Source organism: Isoptericola sp. NPDC056605, from assembly GCF_042792795.1.
Classification (GTDB): domain Bacteria; phylum Actinomycetota; class Actinomycetes; order Actinomycetales; family Cellulomonadaceae; genus Isoptericola.
The window spans coordinates 1-15,919 of the sequence record NZ_JBHTVT010000013.1; the positions used below are offsets into that span (position 1 = coordinate 1).

Annotated in this window: 15 protein-coding genes; 10 read left to right on the plus strand and 5 right to left on the minus strand. The window is 76.0% G+C overall.

Going from position 1 to position 15,919, the window contains the following annotated elements; genetic code table 11:
• Nucleotides 1-50 precede the first annotated feature (50 nt).
• Together ACFQ8Y_RS13860 and acs are read right to left on the minus strand one after the other, a co-directional pair.
• Nucleotides 51-1,490, minus strand: a complete 1,440-nt coding sequence (locus tag ACFQ8Y_RS13860) for a cellulase family glycosylhydrolase (RefSeq protein ID WP_430585816.1) — start codon at nucleotides 1,488-1,490, stop codon at nucleotides 51-53.
• A gap of 154 nt (nucleotides 1,491-1,644) precedes the next feature.
• Nucleotides 1,645-3,660, minus strand: a complete 2,016-nt coding sequence (gene acs, locus ACFQ8Y_RS13865) for an acetate--CoA ligase (protein ID WP_430585817.1) — start codon at nucleotides 3,658-3,660, stop codon at nucleotides 1,645-1,647.
• Between the two features lie 258 nt (nucleotides 3,661-3,918).
• Between acs and ACFQ8Y_RS13870 the strand changes: the two genes are divergently transcribed.
• A complete protein-coding gene (locus ACFQ8Y_RS13870; protein WP_430585818.1) occupies nucleotides 3,919-4,494 on the plus strand; it encodes a GNAT family N-acetyltransferase in 576 nt (191 codons plus the stop codon).
• Nucleotides 4,495-4,697: 203 nt separating this feature from the next.
• On the opposite strand, the gene ACFQ8Y_RS13875 is transcribed toward ACFQ8Y_RS13870, so the two are convergent.
• On the minus strand, nucleotides 4,698-5,528 hold the full coding sequence (locus tag ACFQ8Y_RS13875) for an HAD family hydrolase (protein WP_430585819.1): 831 nt from the start codon (nucleotides 5,526-5,528) through the stop codon (nucleotides 4,698-4,700).
• A gap of 104 nt (nucleotides 5,529-5,632) precedes the next feature.
• Between ACFQ8Y_RS13875 and ACFQ8Y_RS13880 the strand changes: the two genes are divergently transcribed.
• From ACFQ8Y_RS13880 to ACFQ8Y_RS13920, 9 genes are all read left to right on the plus strand, one after another.
• Nucleotides 5,633-6,259, plus strand: coding sequence for a winged helix-turn-helix domain-containing protein (locus tag ACFQ8Y_RS13880; protein WP_430564450.1), 627 nt, complete (start codon nucleotides 5,633-5,635; stop codon nucleotides 6,257-6,259).
• The gene (locus tag ACFQ8Y_RS13885) at nucleotides 6,256-7,578 is read left to right on the plus strand and encodes an MFS transporter (protein ID WP_430585820.1); all 1,323 of its coding nucleotides are present in this window, start codon (nucleotides 6,256-6,258) and stop codon (nucleotides 7,576-7,578) included. The genes ACFQ8Y_RS13880 and ACFQ8Y_RS13885 overlap by 4 nt, the downstream gene beginning before the upstream one ends.
• 91 nt (nucleotides 7,579-7,669) lie before the next feature.
• Complete coding sequence (gene ssd / locus ACFQ8Y_RS13890) at nucleotides 7,670-8,485, plus strand: septum site-determining protein Ssd (protein WP_430585821.1); 816 nt, start codon at nucleotides 7,670-7,672, stop codon at nucleotides 8,483-8,485.
• Nucleotides 8,482-9,642, plus strand: coding sequence for a TadA family conjugal transfer-associated ATPase (locus tag ACFQ8Y_RS13895; protein ID WP_430552379.1), 1,161 nt, complete (start codon nucleotides 8,482-8,484; stop codon nucleotides 9,640-9,642). The genes ssd and ACFQ8Y_RS13895 overlap by 4 nt, the downstream gene beginning before the upstream one ends.
• Complete coding sequence (locus ACFQ8Y_RS13900; protein ID WP_430585822.1) at nucleotides 9,630-10,325, plus strand: type II secretion system F family protein; 696 nt, start codon at nucleotides 9,630-9,632, stop codon at nucleotides 10,323-10,325. The genes ACFQ8Y_RS13895 and ACFQ8Y_RS13900 overlap by 13 nt, the downstream gene beginning before the upstream one ends.
• A complete protein-coding gene (locus ACFQ8Y_RS13905) occupies nucleotides 10,322-10,966 on the plus strand; it encodes a type II secretion system F family protein (protein WP_430564455.1) in 645 nt (214 codons plus the stop codon). Before ACFQ8Y_RS13900 ends, ACFQ8Y_RS13905 begins: the two co-directional genes overlap by 4 nt.
• A 149-nt stretch (nucleotides 10,967-11,115) precedes the next feature.
• A complete protein-coding gene (locus tag ACFQ8Y_RS13910) occupies nucleotides 11,116-11,382 on the plus strand; it encodes a DUF4244 domain-containing protein (protein ID WP_430585823.1) in 267 nt (88 codons plus the stop codon).
• Between the two features lie 83 nt (nucleotides 11,383-11,465).
• Entirely contained in the window at nucleotides 11,466-11,783 is a 318-nt protein-coding gene (locus ACFQ8Y_RS13915; RefSeq protein WP_430552383.1) for a TadE family type IV pilus minor pilin, read from the plus strand.
• Nucleotides 11,780-12,292, plus strand: coding sequence for an Rv3654c family TadE-like protein (locus tag ACFQ8Y_RS13920; RefSeq protein WP_430564457.1), 513 nt, complete (start codon nucleotides 11,780-11,782; stop codon nucleotides 12,290-12,292). Before ACFQ8Y_RS13915 ends, ACFQ8Y_RS13920 begins: the two co-directional genes overlap by 4 nt.
• A gap of 35 nt (nucleotides 12,293-12,327) precedes the next feature.
• Here the strand turns inward: ACFQ8Y_RS13920 and ACFQ8Y_RS13925 are convergent, their stop codons facing one another.
• On the minus strand, nucleotides 12,328-13,197 hold the full coding sequence (locus ACFQ8Y_RS13925; protein ID WP_429765942.1) for an HpcH/HpaI aldolase/citrate lyase family protein: 870 nt from the start codon (nucleotides 13,195-13,197) through the stop codon (nucleotides 12,328-12,330).
• On the minus strand, nucleotides 13,194-15,785 hold the full coding sequence (locus ACFQ8Y_RS13930) for a DEAD/DEAH box helicase (protein WP_430585824.1): 2,592 nt from the start codon (nucleotides 15,783-15,785) through the stop codon (nucleotides 13,194-13,196). Before ACFQ8Y_RS13930 ends, ACFQ8Y_RS13925 begins: the two co-directional genes overlap by 4 nt.
• Nucleotides 15,786-15,919 lie beyond the last annotated feature (134 nt).

Here is a 15,919-nt window from a genome sequence, read left to right on the forward strand (position 1 = left end):
GTTCTGGACCGTCAGAACGTGCGCCACCGCATGGTCGGCGTCCGGGCGGGTCAGCTCGTCGTGCAGGTGGCGGTCGGCGCGGCGGACGGCGCGCTCCCCGTCCCGATGAACCCGGCGGTCGCCGTGGCTCCCGCGGCGAGCGTGCGGTTCCAGGCGGCGTGGGTCACGTGGACGCCGTCGGCGTCCGACGTCGCCTCGCCACCCCAGACCTGGGCGACCGTGACGCCCGTGGGCAGCGCGAACGCGACGTCCCAGCCGTCGACGGCGGCGTCGCCGGCCGTCACGATCACCTCGCCCTGCCAGCCGCCGGACCACGAGGCGACGACCCGCACCGTGGCGGTGCAGGCGTCGTCGGTGGGCGGGTCGGTGGGCGGGTCGGTCGGCGGGTCGGTGGGCGGGTCGGTGGGCGGGTCGGTCGGCTCGGTGCCGCCGCCGAACCACGACGCCTCGACGGCGGTCTCCCGCAGGCCGTCGGCACCGTCGATGATCCGGGTGCCCCACGCGCTGGGGTTCGTGGCGTCGAAGCCGAGCACCATGTCGAGGTACGGGTCGGTGTTGCCGCTCCACGACCAGGCGAGCCAGCCGAGGTCGAGGCGCTCCGCCTCCGACAGCACCCAGTCCTCGTCGACGTCGGCGGAGGTCTGCTGCCAGCCGAACTCGCCGACGATGATCGGCAGCCCCGCGTCCACGAAGAACTCGAGGTAGTCCGTCACCGTCTGGTGCTGGTTGTACACGCTGTACATGTGGATCGAGAAGATCGTGTTGGCGTCGGGGTCGGAGGCGAACACGTCGGCGGCCGCGGGCCGCATGTAGTTCTTCCAGTCCTGGCCCCAGTTGGGCGCGTCGACGACGAGCGCGTGCTCGTACCCGATGTCGCGCAGCCGCACGATGGCGTCGGAGGTCGCGCTGCCCCAGGTCTCGTTGGTGGCGTCGTCGTTGCCCATCGGCTCGTTGCCGATGTTCACCACGACGAAGTCCTCGGTGCCCACGAGCGTCGGGTACAGGTCCTCCCAGTAGTCGACCGCCTGGTCGAGGGTGGCGGCGGCGGGCGCGGACGTGTCGCCGTACCCGGTGGTGTCGTGCACCTCGAGGATGCAGACCAGCTGGTTCTCCTCGCAGAGGTCCACGACGTTCGCGACGTCCTCCGGGGTGTTGCGGGTCCACTGGTCGCCGCTGGACAGGACGACCCGCACGCTGTTGGCGCCCGCGGCCTTGATGTCCGCGAACGACGCGGTCTGCTGGGTGTACCAGGTGTGCGCGTGGTTGACGCCGCGGAGCACGAGGTCGGTGCCGTCGGCCTCGACGACACGGCCGTCGGCGACGTGGATGCCGGGCGGGGTGTCGGCCCGGGCGTCGGCTGCCGTCGCGACGAACGTGGCCGCCGCGCCGGCCGCGAGCGCGGCCGCGGCGACCGCCGCCGGGACGCCGCGCCGCGCCGCACGGCGGGTCGTCGTGCCGGGAGGAAGGGGTGGGTGGGGTGAGCGCTGCATGGCGGGACGTCCTCGTCTCTCGTGCGACTCGGCACGCGCTGCGCGTGCGGTCCCACCCTGGTCGAGGTGCCGGAGCCGGTCAGGCCGATGAAACGCTTAGGCCGAGCCTGCCGGGACGGTGCGGTCCCGGCAGGCTCGGCCTGTCGTGCCGGTCTCAGTCCTCGTTGGCCGCCGACGGCTTGGCGAGGCCCGCGGAGATGAGGTCCATCACCGACGAGTCGGCGAGCGTGGTCGCGTCGCCCACGGTGCGGTTCTCGGCGACGTCGCGCAGCAGGCGGCGCATGATCTTGCCGGACCGGGTCTTGGGCAGCTCCGGCACGACGAGGATGCGGCGCGGCTTGGCGATCGGACCGATCTCCTTGGCGACGTGGTTGCGCAGCTCCTGCTGCACCTCCTCGGCGCCCTCGGGGGTGGACGCGCGGTCGGCGTGCTCGCCGCGCAGGATCACGAACGCCACGACGGCCTGGCCGGTGGTCTCGTCGTTGGCGCCGACCACGGCGGCCTCGGCCACGACGTCGTGCGAGACGAGGGCGGACTCGATCTCCGTCGTCGACAGGCGGTGGCCGGAGACGTTCATGACGTCGTCCACGCGGCCGAGCAGCCAGATGTCGCCGTCCTCGTCCTTCTTCGCGCCGTCGCCGGCGAAGTACAGGCCCTCGAACCGCGACCAGTACGTGTCCTTGAAGCGCTGGAGGTCGCCCCAGATGCCGCGCAGCATGGACGGCCACGGCTCGGAGAGCACGAGGTACCCGCCGCCGCCGTCGGGCACGGAGCGCGCCTCGTCGTCCACGACGTCGGCCACGATGCCGGGCAGGGCCACCTGTGCCGAGCCGGGCTTGGTGGCGGTGACGCCGGGCAGCGGGCTGATCATGATCGCGCCCGTCTCGGTCTGCCACCAGGTGTCGACGATGGGTGCCGTGTCGCCGCCGATGACGCGGCGGTACCACATCCACGCCTCCGGGTTGATGGGCTCGCCCACCGAGCCGAGCACGCGCAGGCTCGACAGGTCGAAGCCGGCGGGGATGTCCTCGCCCCACTTCATGCAGGTGCGGATGGCGGTGGGGGCGGTGTAGAGGATCGAGACCTTGTACTTCTCGACGAGCTCCCACCAGCGGCCGCGGTGCGGGGTGTCCGGGGTGCCCTCGTAGATCACCTGCGTGGCGCCGTTGGTCAGCGGGCCGTACACGACGTACGAGTGCCCGGTGACCCAGCCGATGTCGGCGGTGCACCAGTAGACGTCGCTCTCGGCCTTGAGGTCGAAGACGTTCCTGTGCGTGTACGCCGCCTGCGTCAGGTAGCCGCCCGTGGTGTGCAGGATGCCCTTCGGCTTCCCCGTGGTGCCCGACGTGTACAGGATGAACAGCGGGTGCTCCGCGTCCACCTCGACCGGCTCGTGCACCGGGTCGGCCTGCTCCAGGGCGTCGTGCCACCAGACGTCGCGGCCGTCGGTCCACTCGACGTCCTGCTCGGTGCGGCGCACGACGAGCACGTGCTGGACGGTGGTCGCGGGCTCGCCGTCCTTGGGCGCGAGCGCCGCGTCGACGGCGGGCTTGAGGGCGGACGGCGCGCCGCGGCGGTAGCCGCCGTCGGCCGTGATGACCAGCTTCGCCTCGGCGTCGGCGATGCGGCTGCGCAGCGCGTCGGCGGAGAAGCCGCCGAAGACCACGGAGTGCGGGGCTCCGATGCGGGCGCACGCGAGCATCGCGACGACCGACTCGACGAGCATCGGCAGGTAGACGACGACACGGTCGCCCTTGGTGACGCCCAGCGACGTGAGCGCGTTCGCGGCGCGGGAGACCTCGCGCTGGAGGTCCGCGTAGGTGACCGTGCGGGTGTCGCCCGGCTCGCCCTCGAAGTGGAGGGCGACCCGGTCGCCGAGCCCGGCCTCGACGTGCCGGTCCACCGCGTTGTACGCGGCGTTGAGCTTCCCGTCGGCGAACCACTTCGCGACCGGGACCTCGGACCAGTCCAGCGTCTGGGTGAACGGCGTGGACCAGCTGACCAGCTCCCGTGCCTGGTCGGCCCAGAACCCGAGCCGGTCGGCCGCGGCCTCCTCGTACAGGGACGGCTGGGCGTTCGCCTGCGCCGCGAACGCGGGGCTGGGCGGGAACGCTCGCGTCTCGTGCAACAGGTTCTCGAGGCTGGGGGCGGTGGTCTCGTTCTCTGGCACGCTTACCTCCGGTGCGCATCGTCGCTGGTGCGTTCCCCGGCGAACGACGGCGCGTCGCGACCCCGGGGACGGCGGCGCCCCGCAGGGCCCGCCGTCGGGAGTCTAGACCTGGCGCGTGACCGGGGTCACGCCGTCCCACGGTTCGGCCGCACTCCTTGCAAAAAGGTCGCCGGATCGGTCGTCGCCCGCCCCGCCGGGCGCCCGGGTGGCGACGAAAAGCCGTGGGCCCGCCGCCGTCGCGCCTGGTAGACGTGCATCATGACGACCCCCGAGGTGACGTGGCCGCGACGGTCGGGCCCGATCGTGCTGCGCCCGCCGACGTCCGCCGACCTGGACCAGGTGCTCACGTGGCGCAACCGGCCCGACGTGACGCGCTGGCTGCTGCGTACGCAGGTGGACCCGGAGCGGTTCCGCGCGTCCTGGCTCGCGTCCGTGGACGACCCGACCGATCACGCGGCCGTCGCGGACCTGGACGGCGCCGTCGTCGGGACGGGGACGCTGTCCGTGAGCGACGCCATGGGGCAGTCGCAGGGCGACGTCTGGCGTGGGGCCCAGGGGGCCCTCGGCTACCTGGTCGACCCGGCGTACGCGGGCCGCGGCGTCGCGACCGCGATCGCGGGCGGTCTGCTCGAGGTCGCGTTCGCCGAGCTGGGGCTGCACCGGGTCACGGCCGGTTGCTTCGCCGCCAACACGGCGTCGTGGCGCGTCATGGAGAAGGTGGGCATGCGGCGCGAGGAGCACGGCGTGCAGGACTCGTGGCACGACGAGCTGGGGTGGGTGGACGGCTACACCTACGGGATCCTCGCGGCGGAGTGGCGCGACCGGGACCGGTGAGCCGACACGAGGACGGCGCCCGGGAGACGTGTCGTCCGAGCGCCGCTCTCGCCAGCCCGGACGCGGGTAGCAGGCGCTTGGTCCGATCACTGGGCGGGGTCGTTCCCACCGAGTGGGTCCTCAACCGGGGACTTCCTTAGCGTGGGTCCCGCGTCCGGCTGTCTCCCTCCATGGAACGCCCGCCCGGGCGGTCCTGCAAGCGCTCAGGCGTGCCGACGCCGCCACCAGCGCCGGAGCAGCCAGGCGGCCACACCGGCGAGGACGACGCCGCCCGCGGCGAGGGCCACGGCGGGCGGACGGATCGCGGAGCGGAGGGCCACGGGGCGGGAGAACGTGAGCACGCCCCAGCCGTTCTCGGCGGCCACGCGGCGCAGCGTCTTGTCGGGGTTGACGGCGAAGCCGTGCCCGACGGCGCCCAGCATCGGCGCGTCCGTCACGGAGTCGGAGTAGGCGTAGCTGCGCTCGAGGTCGTAGCCGCGGCGGGCGGCGAGCTCGCGCACGGCCTCGGCCTTCTGCTCCCCGTAGGCGTAGAACTCGATCTCGCCGGTGTACCGGCCGTCCTCGACGGCCATGCGGGTGGCGACGACGTGGTCGGCCCCGAGCACGGTGGCGATCGGCTCGACGAGCTCCGTGCCGGAGGCGGACACGATGACGACGTCGTGCCCGAGCTCGTGGTGCTCGGCGATGAGCTCGACGGCCTCGGCGTAGACGTACGGGTCGATGAGCTCGTGCACCGTCTCGGCGACGATCTGCTGCACCTTGCTCACCTCCCAGCCGGTGGCGAGCTCGGACAGGTGCTTGCGCATCCGCTCCGTCTGGCCGGCGTCGGCGTTGCCGGCGTAGAAGAGGAGGTGCGCGTACGCGCTGCGCAGCACGTCGCCGCGCGTGATGAGGCCTCCGGCGTAGAACGGCTTGGAGAACGCGGCCGACGAGCTCGTCGCGATGATCGTCTTGTCGAGGTCGAAGAAGGCCGCGACGCGCGCCCGGGGTGTCGCCGGTGCCGCCTCGCGCGGTCCGGGTCGCTGGTCGGTCACGGGGCGAGCCTAGCCGTGCGGGTCGCCGCGTCGAGCCGGGATTCATGCACAACTCTTGTGCAGAAGCCTTGTGCACAAGAGTTGTGCATGGTTACTGTGCACGCATGGAACCGACGCCGGAGCGCCCGTACACCCACCTCGAGCTGACCGCCGAGGCCGCCAAGGTCCTCGCCCACCCGTTGCGCTCGCGGCTGCTCGGCGCGCTGCGGCGCGGGGGCCCGGCGTCGGCGACGGCGCTCGCGGCCGAGCTGTCCACCAACACCGGCGCCACCAGCTACCACCTCCGCAAGCTGGAGTCCGTCGGTCTCGTGACCGACACCGAGGAGGGGCGCGGCAAGGAGCGCCTCTGGCAGGCGGCCACGCAGAGCCACGGATGGCGAGACTCCGACTTCGGCGGCGACGAGGACGCGCAGACGGCGCTCGGCTGGCTGGTGCGCGACTATCACCGACAGTTCGACACGAGCTACGCCCACTGGCTCGACGTCGCCGAGAGCTGGCCGAAGGAGTGGACCGACGTCGCCGGCATGACCGACACCTGGGTGGACGTCACGCCCGAGCAGGCGGCCGCGATGGCGGAGGAGCTCGAGGCCGTGGTCAACAGGTACTTGCGCGTCGGCACCGGCGACCCCCGCGCGCGGCGCCTGCACCTGTGGCGGTTCCTGTTCCCGCTCGACGCCGACGACGTGCCGGCCGCCGTCGACCGGGCCTCGGAGAGCAAGGACGAGTCATGAGCCCGCAGCGCGTCTTCCTCCTGCTCACCGCCACCCGGTGGTTCCCCGTCGGGCTGGTCGTCACCGTCACGACGCTGCTGCCGATCGAGCGCGGCCTCACCGTGGCCCAGACGCTCACCCTCGCCTCCGTGACGGGCCTCGTCGTGTTCGCGCTCGAGCTCCCGACCGGCGGCACCGCCGACGCGGTCGGGCGGAGGCCGATGCTCATCGCCTCCGCCGTGGTGCAGGTCCTGGCCGCCACCACGTTCCTGCTGGCGCAGTCGGTCTGGGCGTTCGTCGTCGCGGCCGCGCTCATGGGCATGTTCCGCGCGCTGGACTCCGGTCCGCTGGAGGCGTGGTTCGTCGACGCCGTGCACGCGAAGCACCCCGGGGCCGACGTCGACCGCACGCTCGCGCACCAGGGCACCGTGCTCGGGGTGTCGATCGCCCTCGGCGCGCTCGTCTCCGGCGGGCTCGTCTGGTGGCACCCGTTCACCGGGTGGTCGGCGCTCGCGCTCCCGTACGCGACGTACGCGGTGCTGGCGGTGGTGCACCTCGTGATGGTCGCGATGCTCGTGCGCGAGGTGCCGCGTCGCCCTGCCGCCGTCGGCACGGGCGCGGTGCCGGCGCGACGCCACCGCTGGCGCGCGGCGTTGCGGTCCACCGCCGCCTCCGCCCGGCAGATGCCCGCGGTCGTCGCCTCCGGACTGCGGCTCGCGCGCGACAACCGCGTGCTGCGCGGCCTGCTCCTGGTCGAGCTCTTCGCGGCGACGGCGATGGTCGTGTTCGAGTCCTTGCAGCCCATCCGGATGGCGGAGCTGCTCGGCGGCGAGGCGGCGGCGGGCGCCGTCATGGGTCCGGTCGCGTCGATCGGGTGGGGGGCCTTCGCCCTCGGCGCGGCCCTGTGCGGCCTCGCCAGCCGCAGGTTCGGGGTGGCCCGCACGGCGATGGCCGCCCGCGTGCTCAACGGACTCGGCGCCGTGTGGATGGGGCTGGCGGGCGGCCCCGCGATGCTGGTGGTCGCCTACCTCGTCACCTACGGGCTGCACGGCAGCTCGGGGCCGAGCTACAACGCCCTGCTGCACCGCGAGGCGCGCCGCGACAACCGCTCCACCGTGCTGTCCATGGCGTCGATGGTGGGGTTCGCGTCGTACGCCGTCGCGTCGCCCGCGCTGGGCTGGGTGGCGCAGAGCGGGTCGACGCCGCTCGCGATGATGCTCGGCGGCGCGTTCAGCGTGCTGGGTGTCCTGTGCTTCCTGCCGGCGCTGCGCGCCGAGCGGGAGCGGGGGCGTCGGGCCGACGACGTCGCGCCCGTCCAGGAGGACGCCGCCGCGGCCTGACGCGGCACGGAACGCGCCCCCAGGCGACCGCCGTCCACAGATCGTCGCGCGCGACCCCGGCGGGTCCGCGGTGCGGACGAGCCTGGGGCGCATGGACGACGCACCCACCCGCACGCTGCCCCGGCCGACGACCACCCGGCCGACGACCACCTGGCCGCCGCACGGGCCCGCGCCCTGGGCACCGGGGCGGGGGCGCCGCACGGTCGCCGTCGTCGGCGCGTGCGGAGGCGCCGGGGTGAGCACCCTGGCCGCGGCCCTCGCCCAGGGGCTCCGGCGGGCGGGGGAGGGCGCGGTCCTCGTGGACCTCGACCTGCCGGGCCCCGGCGTCGACGTGCTGCTCGGCATCGAGGACGAGCCCGGGGCACGCTGGCCCGAGCTCGCCGCCGCCCGCGGGGACGTGGACGGGGTCGGGCTGGTCGCCGCGCTGCCCCGCTGGCGTGCGGTACCCGTGCTCTCCGGTGCACGGCTGAGCCCCGCCCGCCCCGACGACGCGGTGGTCGTGGACGTCTGCACCGGGGTGCTGCGCGGCGGCGAGACGGTGGTGCTCGACCTGCCCCGCCCCGCCGCGTGGACCGCGGCCGCGCGGATGCTCGTGACCACCGCCGACGCGGTGCTGCTCGTCGCTCCGTGCACCGCGCCCGGCGTCGCCGGCGCGCTGGCGACGTGGTCCGAGCTGGTCGAGCTCGACGTGAGAGACCCGTGGCTCGTCGCGCGGCGGCCCGCACCCGGCCGCGTCGACGCGGCTGCCCTGGTCGACGCCGTCGGGCTCCCGGTGGCCGCGACCGTGCGCGCGGACCCCCGCCTCGCCGCCGCCGTCGACCGCGGCGACGGGCCACCCGTCGGGAGGCGGACCCCGCTCGGTCGTGCCGCGGCCTCGCTCGTGACGGCGCTGGCAGGTGCGTCGTGACGGGACGAGCGCTCGTCGACCGCGACCTGCTCGACGACGTGCGGGCCCGTGTCGGCCCGTCCGGGACGGCGCTCGACGACGCCGCCGTGCGGGTGGCCCTCCAGGCCACCGGGCGCGTGTTCGGGTCGGCGGCGCTGACCGACCTCGCGCGCGCGGCCCGGGCCGAGCTCACCGGCGCCGGGCCGCTGCAGGAGCTGCTCGACGCGCCCGACGTCACCGACGTGCTCGTCAACGGGCCGCACGACGTCTGGGTGGACCGCGGCGACGGGCTCCGGCGGGTGGACCTCGACCTCGGCACCCCCGACGCCGTGCGAGCACTCGCCGTGCGGATGGCGGCCGTCGCCGGGCAGCGCCTGGACGACGCCGCCCCGACCGTGGACGCGCGCATGCCCGACGGCACACGGTTGCACGCCGTCGTGGAGCCGGTCGCCCCTGCCGGCGCGGTGATCGCGCTGCGGGTGCTGCGGCAGGCGGCGCACTCCGTGGAGACCCTGGTCGCCGGGGGCGGGCTGCCGCCGCGGTGGGAGGCCGTGCTGCACGCGCTCGTCACCGGCCGGGCCAACCTGCTCGTCACGGGCGGCACCGGCACCGGGAAGACCACGCTGCTCGCCGCGCTGCTCTCGCTGGTGCCGCCCGCCGAGCGGGTGCTCGTGGTCGAGGAGGCCCGCGAGCTCGCGCCCCGGCACCGGCACGTGGTGTCGCTCGCAGCCCGGCGCCCCAACGTCGAGGGCGTCGGGGAGGTCACCCTCACCGAGCTGGTGCGCGGCGCCCTGCGGATGCGGCCGGACCGGATCGTCGTCGGCGAGTGCCGCGGCGCCGAGGTCCGTGAGCTGCTCCTCGCCATGAATACCGGCCACGACGGCGGGATGGCGACGGTGCACGCCAACGCCGTCGAGCACGTCCCCGCGCGGCTGGAGGCGCTCGCGGCCCTGGCCGGGATGCCGCGGGACGCCGTGGCCGCGCAGGCGGCCGCCGCCCTCGACGTGGTGCTGCACCTGCGGCGGCGTGGCGGCCGTCGCCACCTGGCCGAGATCGGCCTGGTCGGGCGGGACGGCGACGGCCGGCTCACGGTCCGTCGTGCCGCCGAGTGGTCGCCGGGCGCGGACCCTCGGCCCGACGGCGCGTGGGAGGAGCTCGTGGGGCGGTGGTCGTCGTGACCGGACTCGCCGCGGGGCTCGGGGCGGGCCCGCCGGCCGTCGGGCTCTGGGTGGCGCTCGCCGCGTGGCTGGTGCTGGGACGCGGCGGACGCCGCGCGGACCGCCTCGCGCGCCGCTCGGTCCCGCGTCGCCGCCGGTCGGGGGCGCTGCGGCGCCGCGGACGGGACGCGTCGACGGAGGCGGACGCGGTGCGGGTCGCCGTCGCACAGGTGATGGCGCTGCTGCGGTCCGGGGCGCCGCCCGCGGCGGCCTGGTCGCGCGCGCTCGCGGTGCCCGTCGACGCGACCGGCGTGCCTGACCTGGCGGCCCTGGCGCCGGTGGTCGGCGGGGCGGGGCATGCCCGGTCGGTGGTGGCCGCGGCGGTGCTGTCCCGTGACGTGGGGGCCCCGCTCGCGTCGGTGCTCGACGCCGTGTCCGGGGCGCTGGTGGCCGAGGCGGAGGCCCGCGGGGAGCGGGAGGCGTCGTTGGCCGGGCCGCGCGCCACCGCGCGCGTGCTGATGTGGCTGCCGCTGCTGGGAGCGGCGCTCGGCTGGGTGCTCGGCGCCGACCCGCTGGCGACGGCGCTCGACGGTGGGGTCGGATCCGTCGCGGTGTGCCTGGGACTCCTGCTGCTCGCGGCCGGGTGGGTGTGGACCCGCCGCCTGGTCGCGGCCGCCCGGGCTGCGGGGGAGGGGGCGACATGACCGAGATCCCGGCCGGGCCCGGCGCGCTCACGCTCGCGGCGGCCGCGTGGACGGTCGCGGCGGCCGTGCTGCTCGCGCTCCTGCCCTGGTGGCTGGCGCGCGGTGCCGCCGACAGGCGGGTGGCGTGCCTGGCCCTGGACGGTCGCGCGCCCACGCACGCCGACGGGCGCGTTGCGGATCCCGTGGACGTGCCCGTCGTGCTGGAGCTCCTCGGTGCCGCCCTGCGCGCGGGAGCCGGGGTGCCCCGCGCCCTCGAGGCGACGGGCGCGGCACTCGACGGCGCGTCGTGGTCGGGGGCGTCCGGCTCGAGGTCGCCCGACGGCGTGGCCCTGCGCGCGGCGGCGGACGCGCTACGCCTCGGCGCCGACTGGGAGGGCGCGTGGCGCGACGCCCCGGACCGGCTCGGCCCGGCGCACCGGGCGCTGCGCGGGGCCTGGACCGACGGTGCGTCCCCGTCCGGCGCGCTGCGGGCCGCGGGCGAGGAGCTGCTGCGTGCGCGGCGTGCGGCCGCGCGCACGGCGGCGGCGCGCCTGGCCGTGCGGCTCGTGCTGCCGCTCGGCGCGTGCTACCTGCCCGCGTTCGTGCTGATCGGCCTCGTGCCCGTGCTGCTCGCGCTGGGCGTCGACCTGTTGTCCGGGTGACCGTGCCCGGCCCACGACGACCCGGGCGCCGCCCGGGTCCGCCGCGCCCGCCCGGCCGGGTGGACGCGGCACGACCGGCCCGGACCGTCCGGGCCAGGTCGCGCGAAGGACACCGCAAGGAACACCCACGAGAGGAACACGGAGGAGCCATGACGAACGAGGACGACGGCCGCGTGGCGGCTGAGAGCGAGCAGGGGCCGGGGACGGCGCCGGAGGTCGGCGCGACCGGCGGCCGGGGCCGGGGGGCCGAGGCGGCGCCTGCCCACCCGGATCCGGAGGCGGGGCTGGCCACCGCGGAGTACGCCGTCGCCACCGTGGCGGCGGTCGGGTTCGCCGGCCTGCTCATCGCGGTGCTCAAGAGCGATACCGTCCGCGGCCTGCTGGAGAACATCATCAGCTCGGCGCTGTCCGTCTGATGCGCCCGCACCGCAGCAGAAGGGCACGCCCGGCGCGTGCCCACGGGGGTCGGCCGCCGGGAGCCGACGGCGAGCGGGGTGCGGTGACGGCCGAGCTCGCCGTCGGCCTGCCGGTGGTGGTCCTCCTGCTGGTCGCGGTGCTCAGCCTCGCGGCCGCGTCCACGGCGCAGATGCGCGCCCTGGACGCGGCCCGGGCCGGGGCACGCGCCTACGCCATCGGGGAGGACGACGCGGCTGCCCGGCACGCCGTCGCGCAGGTCGGCGGCGACGACGCCGAGCTGGCCGTCACGCGCGACGGCACGTGGGTGCGCGTCTCCGTGACGCGGCCGGTCGTGGGCGGCTGGTTCGCCGGAGCGCCCGTACGGGCGTCCGGCGACGCGACGGCGTGGGTCGAGCCGTGAGCGCCGCGGGCGACGCGACGCGCGAGGGCAGGTCGCGCGGCGGCAGGACGCGCGAATCCAGGGCGGAGCAGGACGGGACGTCCGCGAGCCGGGAGCGCGGCGCGGGGACCGTCGTCGTGCTCGCTCTGACGGCGGTGGTCGTGCTGCTCGCGCTGGCCGTCGGCGCGCTGGGGGCCGCGCAGCGGGCGCGAGGTGCGGCCCAGGCCGCCGCGGACCTGGGTGCGCTCGCCGCCGCGACCGCGTGGCGGCAGGGTGCCGACCCCTGCGCGACGGCCGCCGAGGCCGTGCACCGCAACGGCGGGCAGGTGGTGGCGTGCGTCCCGGAGGACGGCGGCACGGTCGGCGTCCGGGCGTCGCGTGCCGCCCTCGGCCCGGACGTCGGGCCGTGGGCGGGGTCGCTCGGCGACGCCACCGCGCACGCCCGCGCCGGGCCGAGGCCCGGCGCGTCACCCGGCCGCGAGCCGTCGGCCGGGACCGAGCCGGCACCTCAGCCTGGGGCATCGCCGTGAGGCGTGCCGGGACCGAGGTGCGGCCGGGGCCGGGATCAGGAGGGGTTGACGTTGAACAGCGCGGCGCGCTCGCTGATCTTGCGGGCGCGGGCCAGGCGGGGCTTGTCCGACCCGTCGCGGATCACGGAGCCGGACGCCTCGAAGTCGGCCAGGAAGTCGATCGCCCATGCGACGTCCGCGCTGGACGGGCTGAAGGACTCGTTGATGACGGCCGGCGTCTCCAGGTCCAGGCAGAGCTTGCCGGTGAGGCCGAGGGCCACGCCGTCCGCGGACTGCTCGCGCAGCAGCGAGTGGCTGGTGCCGACGGTGGGGCCGTCGATCGGGCCGGGCAGCCCGCCGATCCGGCTGGCGGTGACGAGGCGCGAGCGCGGGTAGGCCATCGCGAGGGACTCGTTGGCGGTGCCCGTGTCCCGGCGGTAGTCCCCGGAGCCGAACGCCAGGCGGAAGGCCCCGGGGGCGCGCGCGATGCTCACGGCGTCCTCGATGCCCAGCGCGGACTCGACCAGCGGGATCACCGGCACGCTGCCGCCGAGCCGCTGGGCCGTGTCGATCACCTGGTCGGGCGACTCGGTCTTGGCGAGCATGACGCCGCGCAGACCCTTCGAGTCCCACAGGGCGCGGACGTCGTCCGCCCACGCCTGCGAGCCGCGCTCGTTGATGCGCACCCAGGCGCGGCCGCCCGCGGAGAACCAGTCGAGCACCTTCTGACGGGCCTCGTCCTTGCGGCTGTCGTCGACCGCGTCCTCGCAGTCGAGGATCACCTGGTCGGCGCGGGAGAGCTGGGCGGCGTCGAACATGTCGTCGCGCAGTGCCGACAGCAGCAGCCACGAGCGGGAGTTGGCTGGGTCGACGCGCGTGTCCTCGCGGGAACGGCGGCGTTCGGCGAGGTCGATCTCGGTAGTCACCTCACGATGGTAGGTTCCGCCGGCGCGTGGCTCAGCACGGCATCCAACAAGCGCACGGCCGCGGACTTGTCGAGGGGCGCGTTGTCGCTGCCGCACTTGGGCGACTGGACGCACGCCGGGCACCCCTCCGCGCAGGCGCACGCGGCGATCGCGTCGCGGGTGGCGCGCAGCCAGCGCGCGCCCAGCTCGTACCCGCGCTCGGCGAAGCCGGCGCCGCCCGGGTACGCGTCGTACACGAAGACCGTGGCCTCCCCGGTGTCGGGGTGCACCTCCGTCGAGACGCCGCCCAGGTCCCACCGGTCGCACGTCGCCAGCAGCGGCAGCAGGCCGATCGACGCGTGCTCGGCCGCGTGCAGCGCGCCCGGCGTCTCGTCCGCGGAGATCCCCGCGGCGCGCAGCACGAAGTCCGGCACCGACCACCAGACGGCGGTCGTGGCCAGCGTGCGCGACGGCAGGTCGAGCGCCTCCGTGCCGAGCACCTGCATGTCGGGCAGCCGGCGGCGCTGGAAGCTCACCACCTGGCTCGTCACCTCCACCGGGCCGAGGCCCCACCGCACGGGGCCCCAGTCGCGGCCCTCGACCGGCCGGTGCCCCTCCTCGTCGATCGCGATCTCCATGACCTCGTGCGACCAGGTGCCGTGCTCCACGTCCTTGCGCACCACGAGCGCCACGTGCTCGGCGAGATCCAGATGATCCACGACGAACGTCGCGCCCTGGTGCACGTACACCGCGCCGTCGTGCACCTGCCCGTCCGCCGACCCGGCGTCCACGGTGCCGAGCAGCCGCCCCGTCGTCGCCTCGACCACGCGCACGGGCCGCCCGCCCGTCCCGCGCAGGTCGGCCATCGCCGACGCGGGCTGCGCGTGCGTCCAGTACCAGCCGGAGGGGCGGCGCCGCAGCGCGCCGCGGGCGACGAGCACGTCGAGCACCTCGCGCACCGCCACCGGGTCCCCGAAGGGGGCGAGGTCGTCGGCGCGCAGCGGCACCTCCTGCGCGGCGGCGCACAGCTGCGGCGCCAGGACGTGCGGGTTGGCCGGGTCGAAGACGGTGGCCTCGAGCGCGGCGTCGAACACCGCCTCGGGGTGGGTCACGAGGTACGTGTCCAGCGGGTCCTCGCGCGCGACGAACGCGACCAGGCCCTCGGCGCCGGCTCGCCCGGCGCGCCCCGCCTGCTGCCAGAGGGACACGCGGGTGCCCGGCCAGCCCGCGACGAGCACGGCGTCGAGCCCCGAGATGTCGACGCCCAGCTCGAGCGCGTTGGTCGTGGCCAGCCCGCGCAGCTCGCCGGTGCGCAGCGCCTCCTCCAGCTCGCGGCGCTCCTCCGGGAGGTACCCGCCGCGGTAGCTCGCGACCCGTGCCTCCAGCCCCGCGGCCACCGGTCGCAGGTGGTCCCGCGCCTGCTGCGCCACGGACTCCGCCCCCCTCCGCGACCGGGTGAACGCGAGCGTGCGCGCGCCGTGCGCCGTGAGGTCGGCGAGCAGGTCGGCCGTCTCGGCGGTGGCCGAGCGGCGCGGGTGCTCCGCGGCACCGCGGGTCGTGAGCACGGCCTCCGCCTCGTGCTCCGAGTGGGACGGGTCGAGCGGGTCGGGCAGCGCCCACGGGTCGTCGTCGTGCGACGGCGCCTCGCCCGTGGCCCGCGACCGTTCGAACCCCGCCACCTCCGGCGGCTGCCACAGCGCGAACGTGCGCCGCCCCGCCGGCGACGCGTCCGCCGTGACCGCGACGACGTCCTCGGGCGCCACCCCCACCAGCCGCGCCGTGCTCGCCGCGGGCTCCGCCGTCGTCGCGCTGGCCACCACGAACACGGGCGACCTGTCGGACCGAGGGTCGGCGCCGGCGAGCGGCGCGTCCGACCGGTCCGCGGCCGCCCGGCGGTCGGACGCCGCGCCCACCCCGGCGAGCTGGGTGTCCGACAGGGGGCGGTAGTGGGCCGCCAGCCGGGTGAGCCGACGCAGCACCAGCGACACGTGCGCCCCGAAGACGCCGCGGTACGCGTGCCCCTCGTCGACGACGACGTACCGGAGCCCGCGCAGCAGCCGCGCCCACCGCCGGTGGCCGGGCAGCAGCGAGAAGTGCAGGAAGTCGGGGTTGGTGAGCACGACGTCGGCGTGCTCGGTCACCCAACGACGCTCCTCCGTGGGGGTGTCGCCGTCGCAGGTCGCCACGCGGGGGCGCGTCCCGGGCATCCCCGCGACCAGCCGCTCCAGGCCCGCGAGCTGGTCGGCTGCCAGCGCCTTGGTGGGGGAGAGGTAGAGCACGGTGGCGGGCTCGGCCCCGCGCACCGCCGTGAGCGCGGGCAGCCAGAAGGCGAGGGACTTGCCCGAGCCGGTCGACGTCGCGAGCGCGACGTGCCGCCCGGACCGGGCGGCGTCGGCGGCCTCGACCTGGTGCGCCCAGGGGCGGTCGACACCGAGCGTGCGGTAGCCGTCGACCACGCCCGGGTCCGCCCAGGCCGGCCAGTCCGACGTCACCCCGGCGCGCGCGGGGAAGGTGCGCACGTGCGTGAGCCGGTCCGCCCGCGCGCCGTGCGCGGTGAGCACGTCGAGCAGCGGGTGCTGCTCGGGCTCGAGGTCGGGGGCGGCGGGCACGGGCGACAGTCTCGCACCGCGCGCAGGGCGCGCGGTCGTGCCGACGGACGCACGGCAGGAGGGTGAAGTTTGTCCCGACATCAGGCTGAAATCATGCGAAAGACGCATTTCCCCGACGGATCGACCCTAGGATC